Genomic DNA, 24,944 nt, shown 5'->3' on the forward strand with positions numbered 1-24,944 from the left:
CTTTCAGACCGCCGCCTCTCTCCCGCTCCACGTCTAAATCGTCAGCTCGACGACAACGACGCTTCCGGCCGGAACGTCGAATTCGGTCTCACCGGACGGCTGCCGATCGAGTCGGATTGCCGCAGGCCGGTGTGCATCTTGACCGTATGCCCATGCTGCCATCCCGCTCATCCCATACCTCTCCGGTTCTATCCGCACGCGTAAGATGAGGCCTTCTTTGCCGACATTGGCGAAAAACAGGCCGACGCTTTCCTTTTCATACCGCCAAGCCGAATGGACGATCGCGTCCGCATCCAGTTCCCCCGAGTCGTTATACTCCTTCGATTTCGTACCATGATTGTAGTGGAACCAGTCCATACGCAGACGCGGACAGCTGAATTCGAGCGGCTTTAACATTGTTCCGTAAGCCCAGTATTTGTTGGCCGGCCCCGTCCGCAGCCGCGCGTACATCGCCAAATAAAGGGCTCTTTCCTCACTGAACGCATACCCCCGGGCCTCGAACGGATAGTAATGATCTTCCGCCGCGTTTTCCGCCCCGTCCAACGCCTCCATCGGGCTGTACTCGTAGTTAAGCTCGTACAGGCCGCCCCACAGATAGGTCCGGGCAACGGTAAAATAGTAGAGGCTCCCGATCTCCTCGACCAGCTTCCCCCAGCCGTCCAACCTGACCGCCCCGTACTCATGATACACATAAGCGAACATCGGAATAAGCTCCGCCACTCCCGTCTTCAGCAGCTCCCGCAGCGGCCAGCCCTCCAGCGGCGCCGCGGGCTGGCCGCCCGCCCGAGCTTGGTAATAATCGATCACGCCGAGCAACGTTTCGTTCATCATCTCCGTCCCCAGCGGAACTTGCTGCCCGGCCACGGCTTCCATGGCGGCTTTCGTATCGGCGTAGTTCCGGCGGTACGCCTCCTCGATCGCTTTGCCTGCGCCGACCGGATGGCCGTGCGTCTCGTCCATGCACACCTTCAAAATGTTGTTGGCCGAAATATCGTAGTATATCGCGTCCACATCGTCCGTCCGTTGCAGCGTCTCGTCCCGGCGCACGTGAAAATCGTGCGTGTAAGGGTGCGCAGGGCAAAGGAACGGAAACGCATAAGCGTCTATGCTCTTGATCCGCTCGGGCATTTTCTGAGCGGCCGCCCTGCCAAGTTCGCCGTCGGCCCCGTCGAAACGGTACAGATAATCGAACTCGAACGGGGCGAATTTATCTCCCATCTCCCGGAGGCAGGCGAGATTGCCCGCGTGAAACCTCGTCGGGAACCAATCGTCGAAGCCCCCGGGGAAGCCCCGATAGAACGTCTGCGGCTCGTTCGTCCAATCCGGCCCGAGAACGTGGAAGATCGGCGTCGGGATCAGCTCCCGATATTTCCGCAGCCAAAGGGTACGATCCGATCCGGCGTTGATGCCGAATGTAGCCGCGCCGATCTCGTCGTGCAGCCATGCTGCGGTATCTCCCGACCGCCTTCTCTGGGCGAGCGTTCCTCTTGCGCACCAATTCTGCTTGGTCGCCCAAGCTTTGTACAAATCCGCCGCCTCATGCCAATCCCGACCCTCCAGCAAGGAAATACGGACGGGATAGACGGGATAAATTCCCTTGCCCGCCCCCATCTCCTCGCATCCGTGGATGAACGAAGCTTCCAGAAAGCCTTCGGCGTTCTTATAGAAATTAAGCCATTTGGCGTAGCCTTCGCCGTCCAAGGCGGCAAAATATAACCCGCCCTTGTTCATGCCGTAGTAGGCGAAAAATTGCATCGAAGCGCCCGAGAAGCTTTCCGGGTAGGGCGCATACCGCCAGCCGGTCTCGCCGTGAACGAAATGCTTCAGCGGATTGCGCACTTTGAGCCCCGTCGCAAACGCATGCGCGACGTAATCGTCCTCTCCGCCCTCCGTAATCTCCTTGAGGTTCGGAATAATCGGATATTCCAGGCTCAGCAGCCGTTCCTCCGAGCCGTTGTCCGCGGAGCAGCCGAATTCCAGCGAGTCAGCCCCCTCTGCAAGGGACGCCCAGCCATGAACGGCAACGTTCGACCGAGTTCGCCAGGTCAGCGATATCCTTGCTTCTCCGGGAGCCGTGTCGTCCCTCCTGCATTCGAAGCTTTCGAACTCCGAGCTGAATCCCGCATCCGTCTCCAGCCGGAAAGGCTCCGCGGAGGCTGCGTTAGCGATGTAGTCGATGCCGGTCCTTACGTCGCGAAGAAGTCGGACGGACCCGTCTTCCATGCCGATGCCCGCCAGCAACCGTTCGTTCCTCAGGAGCATCAAACCCGGATGCTTTTCCATCGTTCCGCCCTCATTTCAAACCCGAGATTTTGATGCCCGAAATAATGTACTTCTGGAAGATCAGGAACAGCATGATCGTCGGAAACGCCGCCAAAGCGGACCCTGCCATTAGCATACCGAGCTCGGTCGCGCGTTCGGAACGGAAGTTGTACAAGTACTGCATGATCTGGAACAGATCGGGATTGGTAATTGTCATCGTCGGCCAGATGAACGAGTTCCAGAACGCCAGATAGGAGCCGATGCCCACGATAACGAAGACCGGGAACGACATCGGCAAGAAGATGCTTGAGAAGATGCGCAAGCGGTCCGCTCCATCGATCAGCGCGGCCTCCTCCAACGCAAGCGGGATATTGAGGTAGAATTGCCGGATGAAAAACATATGTCCGGCGGACGCGACGCCCGGCAGAACGAGCACCGCGAACGTGTCGAGCATTCCCATTCTGTCCACGACGATGAAGGAAGTCAGCAGAATTGCCATTCCGGGAATGAACATCGTCATGATGACGTAGATCCAGAGAAGGCCTTTGAAGCGAAACTCCAGTCTGGCGAACGAGTATGCGGCCGTTGAGTTGACGAGCAGACTCAGAACCGCAAACAGGATCGCGCCTCCGAAAGTCACCCCCATCGATTTCAGAAACGCCAGATCGCCGAGAATGTCGGTGTAGTTTGTAAGCATCCACTGCTTGGGGAAAAACCGGAAAGGCGTCGACAATACTTCGGTCTTCTCCTTAAACCCGGCGATGATGACCCAGAGCAGCGGAAACAAGGCGATCAACGTGACCGCGCCGGCGATGATCGTCAGAGTCGTTCTTTGCAGCAGGCTTTGCCCTTTCATGTCCGTTTCCTCCTATCGCCGGTTACCTAGCCGTCGATCGCTTTCTCCGAATTCAGCACCTTGAAGATCAAGGCGGATACGCTCCCCAACACGACGAACAGAAGCAGCGAAGCCGCGATCGAATTGCCGACCATCACGTCGTTGCGGAAGTGGTTGAGAATATACAGGTTAGGCGTCGTCGTCTCGCTAAGCGGACCGCCGTTCGTCATGACCAGGGAAAGCTCGAATTGCGACACCTGAGCGATGAACCCGGTGACGAGCAAGTACAGGATGACGTTGCGCATGAGCGGAATCGTAATGTAGACCATTTTCTTGAACGGACCGGCCCCTTCGAGATTCGCCGCCTCGTAATAGCTTTCCGGAATGTCGTGCAGCCCCGCCAGCATAATCAGGGTCGTCAGGCCGAAGCCGAGCCAAACCGCAGGCGCAGCGATGCTCGGAAGCGCTGTCGCAACTTCCGCAAGCCATGCCTTCGGCTCATAGCCGAATAAGCCGATCACATAGTTTGCGAGTCCTCCCATGTAGTCATAAATAAAGACAAAAATGACAGATGCAACGATGCCCGAAATAATCGTGGGGATATAGATGGACGTCTTAACGAAACCGGACAGCTTCGATCCGATGTTTTTGACGACGTTCGCGAACAGAAAGGCCAGAACAAGCGTTGCTGGTACGACCATGAGGGCGAACTTCAGCCCTACCCATACCGCTTCTCCGAACAAGCGGTCCGTTAGGACCATATAGAAGTTCCGAAACCCGACGAATTCGGAATCCTGATAGAAGCTCCAGTCATAGAAGCTGACCCGGATCGCGTAGATAAACGGAATAACGACGAAAATCGTTAGCAGAATCACGATCGGCGACAATAGAATATACGCCGTCTTGTTGTCCAGCCGGAAATTTTTTTTGCCCATGCGTTTCCCTCCGTGGATGGAGCCGAATGGGGCTCCCCATAAGTCGACCAAGTTGTTTTCAAGCAACTCCGCTTATGGGGCAGCCCTATGCCGTCCGGACGTTATTGCTTCGGATTCGTGCCCGCCAGCTTGGATTTCGCGATAAAGTCGTTGATGTCTTTCTCCGCCTTGGCCAACGCTTTGTCCACGCTCGTGCCTTTCATAGCCGACTCGATCGCAGTCGAGAGCGCAAAGCTGATGTCCCAAGGGTAGATCGGCTCGGCCTTCGAGTACGGGATCACCTTCTCGGCGATCAAGGCGCGCCATGCATCCTTCGAAGCGTCAACATCGGATTTCATCGCCTCATCAACCGACTTACGCGCAGAAAACTTGGAAAACTGCGCGCCCTTGAAGAAGTCGATCATGATGCCTGTATCCCCCGCGAGCAAGTACGAGATATAGGAAGCGGCTTCTTTCGCATGCTGGGATTTGCCGTCGACGACAAGCGTCCATCCGCCAAGCGTAGCCGTCGGCTTCGTCTGATCGCCGTCGATCGAGGCCATCGGAGCAACGCCTACTTTATCCAAAATGTCCTTATAGCTGTTACGCAGTTGCCCGATCGCCCAAGAGCCGCACACGGCCATCGCGACTTTGCCTTCGCCGAAAGGCTTGATATCCGCGTAACCCGCGAGCTGCTGCTTCGGCATGATGCCTGATTGATAGGCCTGTTGGTAAAAGTTCAGCACATTCTCGTAAGCGCCGTTATTAACGTCTGCGCTGGACCAGTCGTCCGTGACTGCCAGATGACCGGAGGCATTGTACTGCAAGCCCCAGCTGGACCATCCCAGATCCGCGGCGTTCTGCGCGGTCGTGAATCCGAACACGCCTTTCTTCGTCAGCTCTTTGCCGTATTCGAGCACTTCCGCCCAAGTCGTCGGCGGTTTCTCCGGATCGAGTCCGGCTTCCTGGAACAGGTCTTTGCGATAGTAAAGTACAGCGGACGGTTCTACCAGCTTCGGGTAAGCGTAGATCTTGTCGCCGACTGTAACGAAATCTCTTACGTTATCGTACAGATCGTCGAACACGGCAGGATCCATTAAATCGTTCAGAGCCTGGATTTGTCCAAGCTTGGCCGCGTTCGCGATATTGCCGTAATTCATCGTCATGATGTCGGGAGCCTTGCCCGCGGCTTGCGCGGCTTTCAGCTTCTGGGCCCATGCGTCGCCCGGAACGATCGTCAGCTTCACTTCGACGTTATCGTTGGCTTTGTTAAACTCGGTCGTCCATTTCTTGAACCATGCATCCGTCGTGTCCTCGAATTTCTGCGCCCAGAATTCGAGTTTGACCTTCTCCGCGGGCGCCGCGCTTTCCGACTCCTGCGGCGCGGCGCTCTCGCTTGGCGCCGCACTTTCGCTGGAACTGGCGCTAACGGAAGGACTGGCATTCGAGCCCTTGTCGTTATTGCCGCCTCCGCATCCCGTCACCGCCATCGCCGCGACCAGAAGCACCGATGGCATAACCGTCCATTTTTTCGACTTTCCCCATTTTTCCTGCATGCTTGAATCCTCCCTTTTTTTGTCAAGCTATTTAAACGCTGAGCGCTTAAATCGACATTCGAAACGCGGGGATGCTTGCGCCAATTACTTCTCCAACGTCGCCTTAAACCAGAAAACGTTATAGGGGTCCCATAGAGAAAGCGCGAAGTAGATGCTTTTGCCGCCGTCGGCTGTATAGCGTTCGTTCATGAACGGGGCGTACAGCCCGGGGTATTCCGTCGGGCTCACCAGTTCGATCTTGTCTCCCCACGGCCCCCACGGAGCAAGCCCTTCCCGGATGACGACGCCATTCCCTTCGTTGAGATAAGTCATCAGCCATCGCTCCAGATAGGGATTCCAGACGACGGACAGCTCGCCCACCGAATCGTCCACCACCGTCTTCGCTTGAGCCGGGTTCTCGCTCCAGACCGGGGCTCCCTCGTCGTCCGTACCCGAGAAATAGCGGTAGTCCGCCAGGTTCTCCACGCTCTCTTCGGCGACCTTCATCAACTGCACGCCGCCGTACCGGCCGGAGGGGATCGCCCACAGATAGATGTCCTTCTTTCCTTCGGCGGCATCCACCTTGAACGGACTCACTTGAATGAAGTTGCCGTCACCGGGCCATTTCACGTCGTCCAGCAACGTCCAGTTTTGTCCTTGGTCCGTCGACTTGGCCAGGCTGGCGTAATTGGCGTCCCATTTGCCCGGCTCACCCCAATGGTTAACCGACATGTAGTACAAGTACAAAGCGCCGTTCGCGGATAAGCCGTGCGTCGGAATCTTCGTCATTTCATCGAAATCGACTTTCGCCGAAGGAAGCAATTCTTTGGCCAGTCCGATCTCGTCGATGATCATCCCGTCGAGCGTAATGCCGTCGGACGGCTCGACGTCCGTCGTATAAGCCAGCGTATTCGACCGCCACAGGCTGCCCCCGCCGCCGGTCATCCCTTCGGGCCGTTCGCCGAACGTATCCCCAAGGACGAAATAAGTGCGGTCGCCGTCGTTGATCATAGATCCGAGGTCCGTGCCGTAGACGCCGTACTTTTCCGTATGGTTCGGGGAATCGGCCCCGGTTAACTGAGACACCTGCGTTAGACCGGAAATGCCTTTCAATACGAAGTCCTTATCTTTCGCGTCCAGCATCGGGTTCGTCTTGCTCCCCCCGGAGCAGGCCGTCGTTAGAAGAAGAAAGACGCAGGCCGAGATCGCGATTATTCGTTTCAACGTATCCACTCCTCGCATTTACGGATTTTGATGACCGAAAATCCTTCCGAGACTCGCGCTGTCGAAAGGCTTCAGATCCGGAAGCGGCATTCGATCGGCGACTTTCGGGAGCGGCCCGAACGGACGATGCGGCTCCTCCTGGTACCAGTAAGCGGTCGAAGACACGTCGTCGCTCCGGTGATTGTTGTGACCGTGCTCGATCGTCACGCGGACGCTCTTCTCGAACATGATCGGGTCGAGAATATGGTAGCGGTACGTCGAAATCTTCCCGCTCCAGTTCCAACCGCCGCCGAGAATGATTCCGTGATACGGCGTGCACACCTCCTGCTGCGGACACCACGCGGTATTGAAATAATCCTCCATGCCGGTGCCGTGAAGAGTAGGCGGCCAAGGCTCCCCGTCGATGAAGATCATGTCGTCCCCTTCGCCGTACCAGTTCCACTCCCTCGTCTCGCGCAAGTTGTGGACGTTGAAGTTGCAGCCGACGTAGTGGCCTTTGCCGACCGCGTCCAGAATGACGTAGTTGCCGTCTCCGGTTATGTTTTTCCCGCCGAATTCGAAGTAGGCGTTGTCCATTCCCTGTCCCTGATCCGGGACGCCGTCCGTCGGACACTCCCGACGCCACTGGGCGTGAAAACGAAGCTCATCTTCCGGCAATGCGTCGTATTCCTCATAATCAATATAGAAGTAAAACTTGATCGGGCTGTCCGCTTCGCTTTCAACCTCGATTCGGGCGCCCTCCGCGTATGGCATGCGGAAAAAGCAGTTAAACGCTTTGCCGTCCTCCGGGCTCATCATGAGCGCCGCAGACGTGAAATTGCGCGTCAATCCGTGGCCCATCCCGAAAAAATCCCCGATCGGCGCTTCGACGCTAGGTCCATCCTCGCCGTCCCAATACATTCGGAGTACGATTTTGCGGGGCAGAAATGCCTCTTCGCTCGCCCCGTCCGTAGCCATCGTCATCCAGATGTGCGTGATCGCCCCTGCTCCCCGGATCTCGCATATCGCTTTGTTTTCTCCCGGAAAGATCGAATAATAATCCTTGTTGCCGCCCGATCGATCGTAGCTGGATTCCCGTTTTCTTCTGCCCGCTCTCGCGAGGCTCAGAGAGGATAAAGACGGTGAATGATGCATGCTGCATAGCCCCTTTTTGTCGATGGATTCGAGGTAGAGCGCCGTTGAAGGCCAGACGAAAGAAGATGGCTCCCGTTCGGATTCCCACCTTGCTTTTTAGGCATTATTGCCTTGGACAATCATTTTCCCTATAATCTTTATAGCGCTTACAATTGTTATTTTATTGGATTCCTATCCAATATTCTTTAGCAGAATAAGTAAGAAGTTTAACCCAAATTGTTCAACTTTCGCTCGAAGGAGGTCGTGTTGAGGATGGATTTGAACACCCTCTCTCCTTATATCCGCGTCGCTTGGGATTCGACGATCTATCCTCCGGTCAACATTACCGAGAGGGTCATTTTCGACTATGAGCTCATGTTCGTAAAAGATGGGGAATGCGAGGTCTCGGTGGAAAACGTCATCTATCACGGAAAACCGGGGGATTTGTTCCTGTTCAAGCCGAACCAGGTTCATTCGATCAACCTGCTGCACGACAAGCCGCTGAGGCAACCGCATCTGCATTTCGATCTGTATTATCGCGGGGACAGCCCCGACGTCAAAGTGTCTTACAGGCCGTACTCGCTCTTGACCGAATCGGAACGGGGGTGGATCCGGGAGGACGTCATCGCGGACATGGAGGATCCTCTGCCCAACCACATTCGCTTGAACAAGCCTGCCGCCATTGAACAACTGATCCAGGAAATTATCTTCGAATTCGAGCGCAAATTCCCCTATTACGAGACGACGGCCAAAGGCTTGTTCATTCAGCTTTGGGTGCTGCTCCTGCGGGAAATTCATTGGCGGCGCAACACGCACCTGCAATCCAACTGGGAACAGCTGGACCGGGTCAAAAACTATCTCTCGCATCACATCGATCAGGAATCGACCCTCGACGAGCTTGCGGATCTGGCCAATATGAGTAAATATTATTTGTGTCGGCTGTTCAAGAAAGCTTACGGCATGACGCCGATCCAATACCACGTGTCCGTTCGTCTGGAGAAAGCCAAGCAGATGATCCAATTCACGAACCTGTCGCTGACGCAAATCGCGGACGAGCTGGGCTTTCAGAGCATTCACGCTTTCAGCAGGACGTTTCACAAGTGGGAGGGAGTCTCTCCGTCGGCTTACCGGAAGAAAAAATAAAGCTGTCTCTGCGCTGCTCTGGGAGTTGCGACCTATCGCAACCGCTCCTATCACTGCTACTCAAAAGGGGGAATTTACGATGATCAGACAGATGGAATGTCAAAATTGCGGTCAGATCAATCCCATTGATACGAAGAATTTTACCAAGGCTCACTGCAGCAAGTGTAACGCAAAGTTTAGCGAAGACTTGTCCCTTAGCGCTTATCAAACGGAACAGGAATTAGCTTCGGCTTTGGCAGCCGAACAAGCCTATTCTAAAGATGAAAAAATTGACACAAACACGTGGACAGCAAAGATCGGCAACCCTGACGAGCAAGAGAAATACGTTAAAAATAATTTTCTAAAAAAGCTAAAAAAGCATGCCTCTAAAATACCGTTTGCCAAAGATGCCCTAGCGATGTATTACTGCGCGACCGGTAGTAAAACGCCTATGAAGGTTAAAGCCATTGCCATCGGTGCGTTGGCCTATATCGTACTCCCCATCGATTTAATTCCCGATTTTATATTGGTTCTTGGCTATACGGACGATGCCGCAGCTTTCTGGCTAGCGTTCAATAGCATAAGCTCTCATATTACGGATCAGCACAGGCAGCAGGCTGAAGAGTGGTTTAAATCATAAGCCAACCAAGTTGCTGTGGAAGATAATCGATGAACAAGGTGAAAGGTGTATGTACCTCCTCCGATACGATACGCTCCTGAAATCCTGAATGGTACAACTCTTATTTTTAATCGCTTGTACGGTTTTCCCTACAAACGTCCGCCGTTTGAGCGTGATTTGAGTTACTTTGTACGATTTATCGAACAAACGTCCGCGGATTAGAGCTAATCCGAGTCATTTTGTATGGTTTTTCGACTAACTTCCCTCACGGAAGTCCCTTCGTAGGGCGTAAACACATGTGTGTGAATAGGGCCGCCGTAAAAAGTTCGATTTCCGATCAATTGGAGAATTTATGGGTTGAGCGAAAAAAGGAAAAAGACTGGAGGTTCGCTTGGGCAGATGCTTGGCGATTTCCAGTCTTTGATAAGAGGTTTGACCGTTATTTTTATGCTTGGACAGTTATTTAGGGGGGGGGGGACGGGAATTATTGTTGGGTTAACCCCCGCTGACGCTGAGCCTCAAACAAAAGCACCGTAGCCGCCATGGCGACGTTAAGCGATTCCGCGCGGCCGGTCATCGGTATAATTACATTCGTATGTACGAATTCACCGACCGCCTCCGACAAGCCTGCGCCCTCGTTGCCGAAGACAAGCCAAACGCTGCGCGCGGCAAAATCATATTCATAACACGAGCGCGCAGCCTGCAAGCTCGTGCCTACAATAGCAGCTCCATGCGAAGCCGCCTGAGGCAGTAACTCGCCCAAATTCGCTTCCAGCACGGGAACGTGGAACAACGCGCCCATTGTCGCCCGGATCGTTTTCGGGTTGTACAAGTCGGCGGTTCCTTTGCCCAGCACGACGGCTGTCGCTCCGCTCGCTGCGGCGCTGCGAACAATCGTGCCTACGTTACCGGGGTCCTGTACGCCGTCCAGCACCGCGACTAGTCCGCGCTCCACCGAATACAGCTTTTCCTCTTCCGGCGGCCGCTTAAGCGCTACGGCGAAGATCGGCTGAGGAGTTCCCGTCTCGCTGCACTTGGCGATAATATCGGGCGAGACGGGAATCCAAGCGCACCGCCGTCCTCCCACTCCCTCCAGACTACCGTCCGCTTCCTCCGGAAACTGCTCCAACACCCCCGAGCCCTCGTCGAAGGCCACGACTTCAAGCGGCCAGCCCGCTGCCAAAGCTTCCTTCACCAGATGAATGCCTTCCAGCAGAAACTTGCCCTCGCGATCCCGATATTTCCGTTCCAGCAGCTTGGCCCATTCCTTCACGCGCGGATTGGACAACGAGCTTATATAAGGTTCATAGTTCCGCATGCGCCTGCTCCAGCTTCGTTAGTTGTTCGTTCTTGCCGACGATGACGAGAATATCGTCGCGAATGAGCGGCTCGTCCGCGCTTGGCGTAATGTTCATCTCACCGCTGCGTTTCACCGCGAGCACGTTGCAGTTATACTTCAGCCGAATGTCGAGCTGCTTCAAATTTTTGCCGACCATCTGGGAAGGCAGCCTCATCTCCACAATACTGTAATCTGTGGACAGCTCAATATGATCCAAAATGTTCGGAGAGATCAGATGATGAGCGACGCGCAGCCCCATATCCCGCTCCGGGAATACGACTTTGTCGGCCCCGATCTTGTTCAGCACCTTGCCGTGCAGCTCGTTTTGAGCCTTCACGATAATATAGGGAACGCCAAGATCCTTCAGGATCAAGGTCGTTAATATGCTCGCTTGAATATCTTGTCCGATCGCCACGACGACGACATCGAAGTTGCGAATGCCGAGCGAGCTCATTGCCTCTTCGTCCGTCGAATCTGCGGCGACGGCATGCGTAACGGTATGCGCTACGTCTTGCACGCGTTGGGCGTTGTCGTCAACCGCGAGCACCTCGTAACCCATTTCCGCCAAGTACTTCGCCACGCTCGAGCCGAATCGGCCCAGGCCGATGATGGCGTATTGTTTTTTGCCGTGCGGTTTCTTGGCCAATTCTATTCCTCCTAGCGTTCGTTAACATGCGCTTCATTATATCATAATCGCCCGCGGGCATAAGCTTCAAGCCGTTGGGGGACTCTATACGGGTATCTTTTCCTTCAAGGGGGTAAGTCCGTGGAATTGGACCTCAGACAAGCCATTGTACAACGAGTTCAGGGTAAGGAAGACGAAGAATTGACCGACATCATCGAAGGCTCGATCGATTCCGAAGAGATGGCGCTGCCCGGCCTCGGCGTCCTGTTCGAGATTATCTGGAAGAACAGCACCGAAGCCGCCCGCAAAAAAATGATCTCCGTCCTCCAAAAGCAGCTGCCGACCGGACAAGCTTAACCGATGTCCCTCGTCGCGTGCACCAGCGTTCCGTCCACGATCGTATAACGGACGACCGGAATGTCGCGTATTTTGCCCACGACAATGACGTCTGCCCGTTTGCCGGGCTCCAATGAGCCGATCGTCTTATCGCGACCTAATGCTCTGGCCGGATTCAAGCTCGCCATGTTTACCGCTTGCGTCAGCGGAACTCCCTCCGCTTCCAGGCCGAAGATCGCATGAAGCAGCGACGCCGGATGGTAGTCCGAGCAGAGAATGTCCGCCACGCCTTTGCGGACGGCTTCGCTTGCCTTCAGGTTGCCGTCGTGGGAGCCGCCGCGAACGATGTTGGGCGCGCCTACGCAAACGCCCATTCCGCGGGAAGAAGCGAACACAGCGGTCTCCAGATTCAACGGAAATTCCGACACCGTCGCCCCGAAGCCGAGCGAGCGCTCAACGGCCTCGACCGTATCGTCGTCGTGCGAGGCGACGGCGATGCCGGCCGCTCGCGCCCGTGCGGTAAGCGCCTTAAGCTTGCTCCAATCCACCCGGCCTCTGCGCTCCTGCAATTCCTCCACGATGACTGCGACCTCGTCGATCCCGACTCCTTGATTTTTCATCACATAGCGCTCGAACGCCCCCGGCCGATGATACTGCCCCTGACCCGGCGCATGATCCATCAGTGACACATAGTCCAGCAGCCCTTCCTCAAGCAGACGCTCCGCCAGTCCGAATCCGGTCAGATGGGATACTTCGTACCGCAAATGCACGCCGTGACGAATCATTGCCCGCTCTTTGCGCATGGACGCAATCAGCTCAATCATCTCGCCTACAAGATGCTCGCCGCGCAGGCTCAAGCCCACTCCAAGCGACAAGGAATGCAGCATCGTCGTAATGCCGTGCCCGGCCAGTTTGCGTTCGAATTGAAGAAACGCCATCTCCATCGGGAACAACGTATTCGGTCGAGGCTCGACCTCCTTCTCGATCGCATCGCAATGCATATCGATCAGGCCGGGCAGCACCCAGCAGCCCTCCGCCTCGAGAACCGCCGTCTCGTCCCCGCTTCCGGCGTCCCCGATCGACGCAATGATACCGTCCTCAATCGCCAAATCCCCTTGACTCACGCCGTCCGGACGGACGACGAGGCCGCCCTTGATCGTCAATCTGCTGCCCATCGCGTCCCCGCCTTTCTTGACCGAGTGATAAAAGAGCCCACCGCCCCGAAGGGCGACAGGCTGCCGTTGCTTATTCCGTTAAGGAGCGACTTCCAGAAATTCAAGCTCCGGCATCCGTTCCATCGCGGTCCGCATCGCGTACTCGTTCTCGAACAGCGCGACATTCACGTCGTTCTTATCCTTGACGAGAATCGAGTTGATGCGGAACTTCGTCGGATCGACCTTGCCGCCCACGACCCAGCGCGCGAATTGGAACTGCGTTCGGAACAGCTGAATATCGACGCCGTATTCGTTCTTCATCCGGTATTCGAACACCTCGAATTGGAGCTGACCGACAACGCCGAGATACGTATCCTCGAACGGGCCGACCGAGCGGAACACCTGTACCATGCCTTCCTCGGTCAGCTGATCCAGCCCTTTCAGGTACTGCTTCTGCTTCAGCGCGTTTTTGATCGATACTTTGGAGAAAATTTCCGGCGAAAACGTCGGCAGCTCGTTAAACACGATGTCGCGGCCTTCGCTCAGACTGTCCCCAATGCGGAAAATGCCCGGATCGAACAAGCCGATAATGTCGCCCGGATAAGCCGTCTCGACGATGTCGCGATCCTGCGCCAGAAACTGCTGCGGCTGCGCCAGCTTGATCTCCTTGCCCGCGCGCACATGCCGCACGCTCATCCCGCGCTGGAACTTGCCCGAGCAAATGCGCAGGAAGGCAATCCGGTCGCGGTGCGCCGGGTTCATGTTCGCCTGGATTTTGAACACGTAGCCAGAGAATTTCTCTTCCTCTGGAGCAACCGTGCCGTCGGCCGTCTTGCGCTCGGTCGGCTGCGGCGCCAGCTCCAGGAAGTTCTCCAGAAACGTCTGCACGCCGAAGTTGTTAACGGCACTGCCGAAAAACACCGGAGTCAGCTGTCCCGTCCGCACCTTCTCATAGTCGAACTCGTCGCCGGCCACGTCCAGCAGCTCAAGCTCCTGCGCCAGTTTTTCGGCCAGATAGTCCCCGGCCATCTCGCGAATGACCGGATCGTTGTAATCGGACGTCTTGCGCACTTCGATCTTGGAATGATCCTTGCCCTGGAACAGCTCGACCTGGCTCTTCATCCGGTCGTATACGCCGCACAGCTCCCGCCCCATGCCGATCGGCCAGTTCATCGGCACCGAACGAATGCCGAGCACACGCTCGATCTCTTCGAGCAGCTCGAACGGATCTTGACCTTCACGGTCAAGCTTGTTGATAAAGGTGAAAATCGGAATGCCGCGCTTGCTGCACACCTGGAACAGCTTGATCGTCTGCGCCTCGACGCCTTTGGCGACGTCGATCAGCATGACCGCGCTGTCCGCAGCCGTCAGCGTCCGGTACGTATCTTCACTGAAGTCCTGATGACCCGGCGTATCCAGAATGTTTACTTGCTTGCCTTCGTATTGAAACTGCATGACAGAAGAAGTAACAGAAATTCCCCGCTGCTTCTCGATCTCCATCCAGTCGCTCGTCGCGTGTCGCGCCGCTTTGCGCGCTTTGACCGAGCCGGCGGTATGAATCGCGCCCCCGTACAGCAGCAGCTTCTCCGTCAAAGTCGTTTTCCCCGCATCGGGGTGGGAAATAATCGCGAAAGTGCGGCGTTTCTCTACTTCCTGCCGCAATTCCTCGCTTGTTTTTTGGCTCATCCTCGGATAGTCCCTTCACGATAAAATAACAGCTTCCATTATAGCACAACAAAAGGGGCGCCAACCAAGTTGCTGTGAAACATAATCGATGCTAAATGAAGAGCCTATCTTCCCGCTAAGGAGAAAATAGGCTCTTCCGATCAACAATAATCGTCGGCATTGCGGTCGTGACAACCGTCTCGTTCAGCTCCGCGAAAATCAGGCCAAGCAGCAGTTTCACCAGAACTAGACTGTTATTCGTCTTTCCGGTCTCCCCCGTTACTGCGTTTGCCATAGGCACACCCTTTCTGCCGCGCGGGCCGTCGATCCGATCCGTCGTTCCGCAGTTTAGATCTGCACGACTTCCGCTACTGTCGCGCTCTTGTGAATATCCAACTCGCTGCGATATTCGACCTTGCCGATTTTGCAGCCCGGGCCGATCTCGACGCGATTGCCGCGGACTACGGCAGCTTCCGTATATTCCAGCACAACTGCGTCCCCTTCGATCTGCTCCGCGTTCAGAACGCTATTGCCGCCCGCATGGACAAGGCTGAGCAGCTTTCGGGTACGGCTTCTTCGCACCATAATTTTCGAGCCGCCGATTTCCTTGGCTGTGCAAGGCCCGAACATGCGAACGTCCACCGTATCGGCGCCGAGCAATCCCCTTATGCCAAAGGCTCCGTCCATTTTGAAGATTCCCGCCTCGCAGTCTCCGTCCGACGCGACATTCCCGGTGAACTTCACTCTTTCGGCTCGCAAGCCCGCCTTGACCTTCAGCTCGCCCCGGCCGCCGATCGCCCCCGCCTTCAGACGGCCAAGCACCTCGCATTCGCCCGTCAATTTCATCTCGCCGACCGTTAAGCCGCCTGTGATCTCAAGCTCGCCGATCTGCGTCAGCTTGACGCAGTCCACATCGCCGGAAAACGTGCTTTCGCCTGTCAGCTTCACATTGCGGAAATAACCGCCCGCCGAGTTCGTTTCCCCGACCATCCGAATATCTCGTCTCGTTTGCTCAGCCACCGATCTTCGCCTCCTTGCCGATTTTCGCTCCGGGGTGCGCCTGCAGTTCCGTCCTATATTCGACCAAGCCGATTGAGCAGCCTCGACCGATCCGTACCCGATTGCCGCGCACGACTTCCGCATGCGTATATTCCAGGTCAATCTCATCGCCTTCGATCGACTCCACATGAAGCTCCGTCGCGAATCGCGGCATGACCCACGAGAGCAGCTTGTTCAGCGGACCGCTCGACTTCCTTTTGACCCGAATCGTCTCGCCGCCGATTTCCCACGCTTTGCCCCGGCCGTGGAGAAGGACGTCCATCGTTCCGACGTTGAGCAGACCGCTCACCTCAAACGCGCCTTCCGCGCGAAAGCTCTCGATCTCGCAATTCCCTCCGACGCGAAGCTGTCCGTTTATCGAGAAGCTGTCTCCCTTTAAAGAGCCTTTTACTTTCATATAGCCGTCAATGACCGATCTCTCGGCCGACAAATCTCCTTCAACCCTAAACATGCCGTCCGCGTCCATCGTTTTAGCGGCCAAGGCGCCGCGAATTTTCGTCATCCCGTCGCAATCGAAATCGATGCACACGATATCTCCTTCGACTGTGCCTACGCCGTCGATTTTGACTCTGCCGTATTCTCCGCCGCCCGCCGTGCTGACACCGTTAATGATCAAATCTCCTTGATTGAACTGCTGCTGGCTCATCCTAATCCCTCCTACACCCATTTTCCTTTTAACTGTTCAATACATTCCGTCATTGAAATCCGCGCAACGACCTTCACGCCGCTTTCGAAGTACAATTCGGACGGGGCGGATAGCAGCGCGAACGACGAGACGCCCATCTTGCGCGTAAACACCAGATCGCAGGCTTTGCCCGCGAACTTCGGAAAATGCTCCCGCAGCGTCGCCAGCAACCGATCCCCCTCCTCCATGCTCATCTCGCCCGCCTGCAGCAGCTTGTCGACTACGTAAAAATACAGCAGCTTGTCGAACGTATAAACGAGCGCTCCGTCGTCCTCGGCGGCAAAACGCTGAAGCACGATTGACGAAACAATGTTTCGTTTCTCTAAGTCGGATTTGCGCATCTCATAGTCGGGCAGCACCGGAGACAGCTTGTCGGCCAGCTCATCCAGCGACAAGTCGTCCTTCATATTCATGATTTTATCAATACGGGCCAAAATGAGATCGCGCGGAAAAAACGTTTCCTGCCCTGTAAACGTCGATTTGCGAATAAACCATTCCTCGGGAATGAGCTGCTTTCGTTTCCAGCGATACAGCTGGCCGTAGGAAATGCCTTTCTCCTCCAGCAGGTCCTTCTTCGAAATGAGATTGGGTTCCATGTTAATCCCTCCACAGACATCGTAACATAACACTGTTACGTTGTAAAACGAAAAATAAGAGACTGTACCCTAAGCAGAGTTTGCTGAGATGATCGATAAAAAAAAGAAGGTGTATATACCTCCCGGAGACTGCCTCATACGCTCCTGAAATGACCTTGCAACGGGTTTACCCATTCAGATTTCAGGAGCGTATAGCATCGGAGGGAGGTATATACACCTTTCGCCTTGTTCATCGATTATCTTTCAGAGCAACTTGGGTGGCTTAGGGTACAGCCTCTTCTTAAACTACAGTACGCCACACTTACATGGTTGTGTTCGGATTTAGTGCTGGATTTGCCAACGTTCGGCGCGGCTGCGTTCCTCCCAGAACGTGCGGTACAGCCCGCCCTGTTTCAACAGTTCCTCGTGCTTGCCGGTCTGCACCACCCGGCCGTCTTCCATTACCGCGATCAGATCGGCCTGGCTAATCGTATGCAGACGGTGAGCGACCATCACCACAGTTTTGTTCGCGGCGAGCGCCTGAAGCGCTTCGCGAATGTGACGCTCGTTCTCGGGATCGATGCTTGCCGTCGCTTCATCCAGGAGCACGATCGGAGCGTCCTTCAGAATGGCCCTGGCGATGCTGATGCGCTGCCTCTGTCCACCGGACAACGTTCCTCCCCCTTCGCTCACGACCGTCTCATAGCCATCCGGCAGCTCGGTAATGAAGTCGTGACATCTGGCTGCCTTGGCCGCGGCAATCACCTGTTCCATCGTCGCCTCGGGATTGCCGTAACGGATATTGGCGGCGATGCTGTCCGGGAACAAATATACGTCCTGGAACACGATCGACACTTGCGACATTAGCGTATCGTGCCTCATGCCGCGCACGTCGGCTCCGCCGATCGACACGCTGCCTTCGTTCGTATCCCAGAGCCTGGCGATCAGATTCAGCGTTGTCGTTTTGCCGCCGCCCGACGGTCCGACGAGCGCGGTCACGCCCTTGGCCGGGATCGTCAGGTTCACGCCCTTCAGCACCGGACTGTCGTCATAGCCGAAACGCACGCCTCGCAGCTCGATGTTATGCCCATGCGGCAGCCGCTCCTCTCCCGCCTTCGGTTGAACGAGATCCTCTTCCTGAATAATTTCGTTCAAATTGCGAACCGTCATGTGCATCATCCGTCTGTAAGCCATGTAATCCACCATCGGCAGCGGCTCGTACAGTACGGCGGCCAGCATCATAAAACAAAGGAAGCCTAGTCCGTCGAGCGAGCCGTCGGTGTAACGCCAGCCGCCGACCGCGATTACGGCAACGAAGCCCAGCTCGAAAACGATGCCGTTCAGCGCGGAATAAGGAGAGATTCTGTTGTTGATGGCGATACTGCTGCGGCGATATTCGTCCATCGTATCCTTGTAGCCGATGAGCGAGCTTCTTCCCAGACCGAAGGCGCGAACGACCGTAATGCCGCGGATAAAATCGACGATCCGGCTGTTGGCCCGGTCCCGCGCAAGCTGCAGGCGATCCATGACCTCCTGGAACCGGCGGTCGGCCAGCAGCGTGACGAGCAGACTGAGCGGAATGCCCGCCGCGGCGACCAGCGCCAACGGCCAATCGATCCACAGCAGCGCGATCATCGTCACCGCCGGGGCAATCGTTCCTTTGATGAGCATGCCGACAAACGCCGGCAGCAGCCCCGCCATCATCGCATCCTGCTTGATCCGCAGTTCGAGAGTCGCCGTCTCCCGGCCGACAAAGAAGCCGAGCGGCAGGTTTTTCAGCCGCTTGCCCAGGTACAGGCGAATATTGGAGGACAGCTTCGGATAAAACGGGAACAGCAGCTTGTTTTCCTTGTAATACAGCAAGCCTTGAACCAAAAATCCGAGCCCCATCGCTCCGGCGTACAGCCAAGCGTCTTCGGTACGTCCGGCGAACATGCCGGCGGCCGCCAGCATGACGAAAATCGGAGCGAGACTAATAAACGGACTGGCCAACAGCGTCACCCAGTACGCCTTTTTGATCCGGTTGCGGTCCTTCTCATCCTCGGCGACGACGAACGATTTTTGTATCGCCGGGAGCGTGCCTAAGTGGCGATATGGATCTGCTGCCGCATCATCTTCCTGCCGCTGTGCAGCGCTTGGCGTTTGAGGCGGCGTCCCTGCTGCTGCCGGCCCGGCTTCCGCAATGACGTCCGGAACCGCAGCGGATGCCGCAATGCCGGAAACGAAGGCGGAATCGTTTGCCGGAAGCTGCGTGTACGCCTCCCACTGCTTGCGATAGCCCTCATAGGAAACCAGCAGTTGCTCGTGCGTGCCGGTGGCGGCAACGCGCCCGTCCTCCACGACGACAATCTGATTCGCATGTACGATCGTATGCAGGCGGTGGGCGATCATCAGCACCGTTTTCGGCTTGCCGTTGGCCGGGTGAACCAGTTCGTTGATCGCATCCTGGATACGCGCCTCATTCTCCGGATCAATCAGCGCCGTCGCTTCGTCCAGCACAAGAATCGGCGCCTGCTTCAGGAACGCGCGCACGATGCTGATACGCTGTCGCTGCCCGCCGCTCAGCTTGCCGCCGCCTTCTCCGACCTGTGTGTGATAGCCTTCGGGGAGACTTTCGATAAAGTCGTGGCAGTTCGCCCGACGCGCCGCTTCGATCACTTCCTCGTCGCTTGCGCCCGGCCTTCCCATGCGAATGTTGTCCATAATCGTACCTTGAAACAAATACACATCCTGAAACACGTAAGAAATCATCTGCATCAGCGATTCGTTGTCCATCTCGCGCACATCGACGCCGCCGATGGAGATGGAACCGCCCGATACGTCCCAGAAGCGGGGCAGCAGGCGCGCAATCGTCGTTTTGCCGGCGCCGGAAGGACCGACCAAAGCGGTGAATGTGCCTTCCCGCACCGTAAACGAGACATCCGTCAAAGCTTCCCGCTTCTCGTCGTAAGTAAAGGATACCCCGTCGAACACAATCTCCGTACCGTTTGGCTGCTTCGCATGCTCCGGCTGCGGCAGCTCCGGCTGTTCCAGCAGAGCTGAAATTTTGCGGGTCACTCCCGCCAGCCGGAACGAAATTTGCCCGCTCGTCCGGAACGTCTTGAGCAGTGTATTGCCGATGCCGATCGTCAGCAAAATGAACAAAATAAACAGCGGAAGCGTAATCTGACCGGCGGCGAACAGCGCGATGCCGACAGGTACCACAACGAGCAGCGGCATCTGCGACAGGCCGGCCGCCAGCGATTTGCCGACCACGCTCTGCGACTCGGTGCGCTCGCCCAGCTCGCCCGATTGCCGGATAATCCGGCTGTAATCGGCATAGGCCGACTCGGATCGGGAGAACGCCCGAATGACCTTCATTCCGTACACATACCGCAGCAAGGCCGAGCTGATCAGCGTGTTGAACTCTGCAAACAGCGGCGCAAGCGGCTTGATCTTGCTGTTGGCATAGGAGAACGCGGCGCTCAGGATCGGAATGAACGCAAAGGATGCAAGCGCCAAACGCCAATCGAGCGACAGCATCAAAATAAACGTCAGCACCGGTATCGCAGTCGCCGACGACAGATCCGGAAGCAGATGCGCGACGCCCTCCTCCAATTGCTCGGCATCCTCGTTCATCGTGTGCTTGATGCTGCCGATATCGTTACGGTCGAAATAGCCGAGCGGAAGCTTGGTCAGCTTATCCGCCATATCGAGCCGCACCTCGTAGATCATATCGTAGGCGGCCTTATGCGCCAGATTCGCCGAGAGCATCAGACAGACGCCCTTCGCGATGACCGCCGCCAGCGCGACGGCCGCAAGCTGCAAATAAACGTCGGCGTCTCCCGTCCGCTCCAAAATATGAGTGCACAAAAAATAGACGACCACGTACGGCACAAGTCCAAGCGCCGACGCCAGTACGGACAGCAGCATCGCCCCGAACACCGAACCTTTCCGCTTTAACAGGTAAGGCTTTAATTTGGCTACAGGTGACGGGCGTTTGCTTTTAGTCTTCTTCTGAGACATAGGGATTCCTCCGCGAATAAACGATTTGAAAGCACTCTCCTATGTCCTAGTATATGAATAATGATAATCATTATCAATTAAAAAAGGATAGATTTGCTTACTTTTTGCGAAAACTGCACCAATCAAGCGGTTGGCATTTGATAAACACGAACAATCGTTCTATAATTAACGGTGAAACGGAGGATTCAGGATGGAAATCAGAAAGTTTCAAGCTTCGGATATCAGTCAGATTGTCCAGCTGTTCTATGGAACCGTTCATTCTGTAAACAAGAAAGATTATACGCAAGAGCAGTTGGATGCGTGGGCATCCAAAGAGGATGAGGAGCTTAGATTAGCATCCTGGAGAGTTTCTATGAGCAACAATATCACCTTTGTTGCCCTAATCGAAGGCATAATCGTCGGCTTTTCCGACATGACCCGGAAAGGGCACCTGGATAGATTGTACGTCCACAAAGATTTTCAAGGACAAGGGATTGCTTCGGCATTAGTAAACACACTCGAATCTGAGGCAAGCAGATTGGGTCTTACTGAACTGGATACGGACGCTAGTATTACAGCGAAACCCTTTTTTGAACATCGCGGATATCAAGTAGTGAAGTCACAGTGCGTAGAACGAAAGGGGATTCAATTAGTTAACTTCAAAATGATCAAACCGTTGCGTTAAACGCCTCTCTGGGCGAAATTTAGCGCGCGGAACGGTTCTGTCCTTACGATTTGGCGAAAGTTATGGTTTGTCGGCACTGACTTTAGCGGTTGGGGGCCAAGCCTCTTCTTTGTACGATCTTCCGTATAAAACCCTATTTCGAGTCGCCGTTTACGGCACTTTGTACGATAGATCGTATAAAAATTCCACCTTTGTCGGTCACCCCGTCTGATTTGTACGACGGATCGTATAAAAGCTCTACCTTTGTCGGTCACCCAGTCCGATTTGTATGACGAATCGTACAAAATTCAAAATTCGGCGCTGTTCGAACCTCCTTCGCATGAAAAATCGAAAAATTGTCCAATGTGCCCCCTCCCGCCTCCATCAAATCAAAATAGAGTTACTCCTACGAACAATGTGCCAATTCATGCAGTTGCCAAAATAACTATAAAAAAAGCCGCCCGATAACGGACAGCTTTTATCCTCTTAATCGCCAAGCAACAAAGCGCGAGCCGGAGCCGCATCGATGCCGGTCATCTTGAGCGGCGCGATGACCAACGTATAGTTGCCTGCAGGAACATCCTTCAGCCGCAAGCCTTCGACTATGATTACGTCGCCGCGCATTAGCGTACGGTGCGTCGGATACTCGGCCTGCGCGCGCTCGATGCCGAGCGCGTCCGTGGCGACGAGGCCGACGCCGATATCCGCCAAATAGCGCGCTCCGTCCTCCCGCAGGAACACGAAGTCCAGCAGAAATTCCTCGCTGTAGGAGCTCGACGTCTTCAGCAGGATGCGCTCGCCCTTCTGAATCGCGAACAGCTCAAGGTCTTCCTTCGTGATGCATTCCTTCGCATGAGTCAAGTCGAGCACACGGGCAGGGCCGACGAGACGCTCAAGCGAGATCGTCTCAATGGTCTCGCCGCCAGCCAGCATATGCAGCGGCGCATCGACATGCGTTCCCGTATGCACATTCATCGTCAGCAAGCTTTCATGCGGCTTCCCTTGATCGTGATTTTGCACGTTCTCGATGCGGGGCTTCTTGGCCTCGTAATTTTTCCATACCTGCATGCCCTCTTCGATCGTCATGCTGATATCGTATATTTTAGGCATAAGCTCTAGCTCTACCTCCAACCGTTTATTTGTCCGTGTTGGACACCCAAACGACATGATCTTCGTCCTGTCCGTTCACCGGCCACCAGTGATAGCCGTCGTCGCTCAGAATCCGCTCGGCCTTCTCCGGTCCCCAAGAACCGGCCGGATATTCGTCGGGAGCGATCGCGTAATCTCTCCATGCTGCAGCAATCGGATCAACGATCTTCCAGGCTGCCGCAAGCTCATCCCAACGGGTGAAATACGTGCCTTCGCCGCGAGCCGCGTCGAATAGAAGACGCTCGTACGCTTCCGGCGTATTGATGCCGACCTGGCAGCTCTGACAGAACTCCATCGCGACCGGCTGAATTTTCATGTCGTTGCCCGGCGCCTTGGCGTTGATCCGGAAGTAGATACCCTCCATCGGATTAACGCGAATGACGAGCAGGTTCGGCTGCAAATCCTGCTTACGGGCGAACAAGACGTTGCCCGGCACGTTCTTGAATTCAACGACGATCTCCGTCGATTTGACCGGAAGCCGCTTGCCTGTGCGCACGTAGAAAGGCACGCCGGCCCAGCGGAAATTCTCGACGAACAGCTTCGCCGCGAAGAACGTCTCGGTGACGGACTCCGGATCGACGTTGTCCTCCTCGCGATAGCCCTTCAGCGCCTTGCCTTTGAGCGAACCGCTCGAATATTGCCCGCGCACGATATGGTCGCGAACTTCCTCTTCCGAGGCATAGCGTCTGACCGAACGCAGCACCTTGACCTTCTCGTCGCGAATGCTCTCCGGGTCGAGACGGCCGGGAGGCTCCATCGCGATCATCGTCAGCATTTGCAGCATATGGTTCTGCACCATATCCCGCAGCGCGCCGGATTTGTTGTAATACGCCCCGCGATCCTCGACGCCGACCGTCTCCGACAGCGTGATCTGCACGTTGGCGATATGGTTTTTATTCCAGAGCGGCTCGAAGAACGCATTCGCAAACCGGATGACCTCGATGTTCTGCACCATTTCCTTGCCCAGGTAATGGTCGATCCGGAACACTTCATCCTCCCGGAACACATGACGAATTTCTTCGTTCAATTTTTCCGCGGACGGATAGTCGTAGCCGAAAGGCTTCTCAATGACAAGCCTGTGCCAGCCCGAGCTCTCCAGCATTCCGCCGTCGCGCAAATTGCGCGACACGCTGCCGAACAGCTCCGGAGCCAGCGCCAAGTAGAACAGACGGTTGCCGGGAATGCCGTAGGCGGCTTCCAGCTGCTCCGTATGCTCCTTCAATTGCTTAAACGCGTCCACATTCCCCGTATCCAGGGACAAGTATGTAAAATGATCGGAAAACGCGCTCCACACCTCGTTCTCCCCCGGCTTGTAGCGGCAAAATTCGCCGATGGACGAGAACACGTCGTCGCGGAATTGCTCGTTCGTGCGCGGCCTGCGCGCAAGTCCCACGACGGCGAATCGCTCTCCGAGCTTGCCTTCGCGGTATAAGCTGTATAAAGCCGGGAACAGTTTGCGACGGGCGAGGTCGCCCGTTGCTCCGAAAATGAAATAGACCGCTGCGGGAGCGGAAACCGAATCGATTTTGTTGTCCGTCATGATCCTCATCTTTCTTAGGCAGGATTGGATGAGCCGATTTTGCCATTTCTCATGAATTGTAGTGTAGCATAATTAGCCGGACAACGCTATGTTTTTAACGGTCTTCGCCGCTGTATAGGTAGCCGCCCGTACACGTTTGTCACGACGGGAATACAATGCATCAAATCGATCACCCAGGAGGTTGACCTATGATGTATGACGACGATTATTCCGTAGACGAATACTCTCTTCGGCCGTTCTTCGGCCGCACGGTGTGCGTCGTAACTTACGACGACGCCCGCCATACGGGAGTATTGACCTCGTGCGGGTCTTCTACGCTTGTGCTGAACGGGGAGAGATCTGCTCGCCCCGTCAAACGGGGACGCAAATCGAAGATTCAGGCCGAAATCAGCGCTTCTGAGCAAGAAACGCCGTATGTGTCGGAACCGCTCTATTGGGGGAAAATGGGGCTGGAGCCGCCGCTCCAGATCAACTCGTCCAAGTCGGTCATTTCCTTGGAGCACGTGAAAGCGGTCTGGCCGATCTAGGATGCAAGGAACTTTTGT

Annotated in this window: 22 protein-coding genes; 5 read left to right on the forward strand and 17 right to left on the reverse strand. The window is 55.6% G+C overall.

Features of this window, described 5'->3' with window-relative positions; genetic code table 11:
- Positions 1 to 33: 33 nt before the first annotated feature.
- The 6 genes from DFP98_RS24860 to DFP98_RS24885 all read right to left on the reverse strand — a co-directional run bounded on the left by DFP98_RS24860 (position 34) and on the right by DFP98_RS24885 (position 7,904).
- Positions 34 to 2,283, reverse strand: coding sequence for a DUF6259 domain-containing protein (locus DFP98_RS24860; protein ID WP_116063330.1), 2,250 nt, complete (start codon positions 2,281 to 2,283; stop codon positions 34 to 36).
- Between the two features lie 10 nt (positions 2,284 to 2,293).
- Entirely contained in the window at positions 2,294 to 3,118 is an 825-nt protein-coding gene (locus DFP98_RS24865) for a carbohydrate ABC transporter permease (protein ID WP_116063331.1), read from the reverse strand.
- A 26-nt stretch (positions 3,119 to 3,144) separates the two neighbouring features.
- Positions 3,145 to 4,032 (reverse strand): carbohydrate ABC transporter permease, encoded by an 888-nt coding sequence (locus DFP98_RS24870; protein ID WP_116063332.1) that lies wholly within the window; start codon positions 4,030 to 4,032, stop codon positions 3,145 to 3,147.
- Positions 4,033 to 4,133: 101 nt separating this feature from the next.
- Complete coding sequence (locus DFP98_RS24875) at positions 4,134 to 5,567, reverse strand: ABC transporter substrate-binding protein (protein WP_116063333.1); 1,434 nt, start codon at positions 5,565 to 5,567, stop codon at positions 4,134 to 4,136.
- A gap of 84 nt (positions 5,568 to 5,651) precedes the next feature.
- Positions 5,652 to 6,770 carry a glycoside hydrolase family 183 protein gene (locus DFP98_RS24880; protein ID WP_116063334.1) on the reverse strand — a complete coding sequence of 373 codons (1,119 nt, stop codon included), beginning with the start codon at positions 6,768 to 6,770 and terminating at the stop codon, positions 5,652 to 5,654.
- An 18-nt stretch (positions 6,771 to 6,788) separates the two neighbouring features.
- Positions 6,789 to 7,904: a glycoside hydrolase family 172 protein gene (locus tag DFP98_RS24885; RefSeq protein WP_116063335.1), complete on the reverse strand. Its 1,116-nt coding sequence runs from the start codon at positions 7,902 to 7,904 to the stop codon at positions 6,789 to 6,791.
- 252 nt (positions 7,905 to 8,156) lie between these two features.
- On the opposite strand from DFP98_RS24885, the gene DFP98_RS24890 reads away from it, so the two are divergent.
- Positions 8,157 to 9,026, forward strand: a complete 870-nt coding sequence (locus DFP98_RS24890) for an AraC family transcriptional regulator (protein WP_116063336.1) — start codon at positions 8,157 to 8,159, stop codon at positions 9,024 to 9,026.
- A gap of 79 nt (positions 9,027 to 9,105) precedes the next feature.
- Complete coding sequence (locus tag DFP98_RS39855) at positions 9,106 to 9,645, forward strand: YkvA family protein (protein WP_246016682.1); 540 nt, start codon at positions 9,106 to 9,108, stop codon at positions 9,643 to 9,645.
- Positions 9,646 to 10,108: 463 nt separating this feature from the next.
- Here the strand turns inward: DFP98_RS39855 and DFP98_RS24900 are convergent, their stop codons facing one another.
- Entirely contained in the window at positions 10,109 to 10,942 is an 834-nt protein-coding gene (locus DFP98_RS24900) for a TrmH family RNA methyltransferase (protein ID WP_116063337.1), read from the reverse strand.
- The gene (locus tag DFP98_RS24905) at positions 10,929 to 11,609 is read right to left on the reverse strand and encodes a potassium channel family protein (RefSeq protein WP_116063338.1); all 681 of its coding nucleotides are present in this window, start codon (positions 11,607 to 11,609) and stop codon (positions 10,929 to 10,931) included. Before DFP98_RS24905 ends, DFP98_RS24900 begins: the two co-directional genes overlap by 14 nt.
- Positions 11,610 to 11,729: 120 nt before the next feature.
- On the opposite strand from DFP98_RS24905, the gene sspI reads away from it, so the two are divergent.
- A complete protein-coding gene (sspI, locus tag DFP98_RS24910; protein WP_116063339.1) occupies positions 11,730 to 11,945 on the forward strand; it encodes a small acid-soluble spore protein SspI in 216 nt (71 codons plus the stop codon).
- Here sspI and DFP98_RS24915 read toward each other — a convergent pair.
- The 7 genes from DFP98_RS24915 to DFP98_RS24940 form a co-directional block, all read right to left on the reverse strand.
- Positions 11,942 to 13,099: an alpha-D-ribose 1-methylphosphonate 5-triphosphate diphosphatase gene (locus DFP98_RS24915; RefSeq protein ID WP_116063340.1), complete on the reverse strand. Its 1,158-nt coding sequence runs from the start codon at positions 13,097 to 13,099 to the stop codon at positions 11,942 to 11,944. The genes sspI and DFP98_RS24915 overlap by 4 nt on opposite strands.
- A gap of 78 nt (positions 13,100 to 13,177) precedes the next feature.
- Positions 13,178 to 14,764 (reverse strand): peptide chain release factor 3, encoded by a 1,587-nt coding sequence (locus DFP98_RS24920; protein WP_116063341.1) that lies wholly within the window; start codon positions 14,762 to 14,764, stop codon positions 13,178 to 13,180.
- 115 nt (positions 14,765 to 14,879) lie between these two features.
- Positions 14,880 to 15,038: a hypothetical protein gene (locus DFP98_RS39230; RefSeq protein WP_181917927.1), complete on the reverse strand. Its 159-nt coding sequence runs from the start codon at positions 15,036 to 15,038 to the stop codon at positions 14,880 to 14,882.
- Between the two features lie 53 nt (positions 15,039 to 15,091).
- A complete protein-coding gene (locus DFP98_RS24925) occupies positions 15,092 to 15,763 on the reverse strand; it encodes a hypothetical protein (protein WP_116063342.1) in 672 nt (223 codons plus the stop codon).
- On the reverse strand, positions 15,756 to 16,448 hold the full coding sequence (locus DFP98_RS24930; protein ID WP_116063343.1) for a hypothetical protein: 693 nt from the start codon (positions 16,446 to 16,448) through the stop codon (positions 15,756 to 15,758). The genes DFP98_RS24925 and DFP98_RS24930 overlap by 8 nt, the downstream gene beginning before the upstream one ends.
- 11 nt (positions 16,449 to 16,459) lie before the next feature.
- Positions 16,460 to 17,083 (reverse strand): YhbD family protein, encoded by a 624-nt coding sequence (locus DFP98_RS24935; RefSeq protein WP_116063344.1) that lies wholly within the window; start codon positions 17,081 to 17,083, stop codon positions 16,460 to 16,462.
- A gap of 321 nt (positions 17,084 to 17,404) precedes the next feature.
- Positions 17,405 to 21,067 carry an ABC transporter ATP-binding protein gene (locus DFP98_RS24940; RefSeq protein ID WP_116063345.1) on the reverse strand — a complete coding sequence of 1,221 codons (3,663 nt, stop codon included), beginning with the start codon at positions 21,065 to 21,067 and terminating at the stop codon, positions 17,405 to 17,407.
- Between the two features lie 190 nt (positions 21,068 to 21,257).
- Here DFP98_RS24940 and DFP98_RS24945 point away from each other — a divergent pair, with 190 nt between their 5' ends.
- Positions 21,258 to 21,731, forward strand: coding sequence for a GNAT family N-acetyltransferase (locus tag DFP98_RS24945; RefSeq protein ID WP_116063346.1), 474 nt, complete (start codon positions 21,258 to 21,260; stop codon positions 21,729 to 21,731).
- A 465-nt stretch (positions 21,732 to 22,196) separates the two neighbouring features.
- On the opposite strand, the gene DFP98_RS24950 is transcribed toward DFP98_RS24945, so the two are convergent.
- Together DFP98_RS24950 and zwf are read right to left on the reverse strand one after the other, a co-directional pair.
- Positions 22,197 to 22,820, reverse strand: coding sequence for a cyclase family protein (locus DFP98_RS24950; protein WP_116063347.1), 624 nt, complete (start codon positions 22,818 to 22,820; stop codon positions 22,197 to 22,199).
- Between the two features lie 25 nt (positions 22,821 to 22,845).
- Positions 22,846 to 24,399 carry a glucose-6-phosphate dehydrogenase gene (gene zwf / locus DFP98_RS24955; RefSeq protein ID WP_116063348.1) on the reverse strand — a complete coding sequence of 518 codons (1,554 nt, stop codon included), beginning with the start codon at positions 24,397 to 24,399 and terminating at the stop codon, positions 22,846 to 22,848.
- Between the two features lie 188 nt (positions 24,400 to 24,587).
- On the opposite strand from zwf, the gene DFP98_RS24960 reads away from it, so the two are divergent.
- Positions 24,588 to 24,926 (forward strand): hypothetical protein, encoded by a 339-nt coding sequence (locus tag DFP98_RS24960; RefSeq protein WP_116063349.1) that lies wholly within the window; start codon positions 24,588 to 24,590, stop codon positions 24,924 to 24,926.
- Positions 24,927 to 24,944: the final 18 nt, after the last annotated feature.

The organism is Cohnella phaseoli, assembly GCF_003386235.1.
GTDB classification, from domain to species: domain Bacteria; phylum Bacillota; class Bacilli; order Paenibacillales; family Paenibacillaceae; genus Cohnella; species Cohnella phaseoli.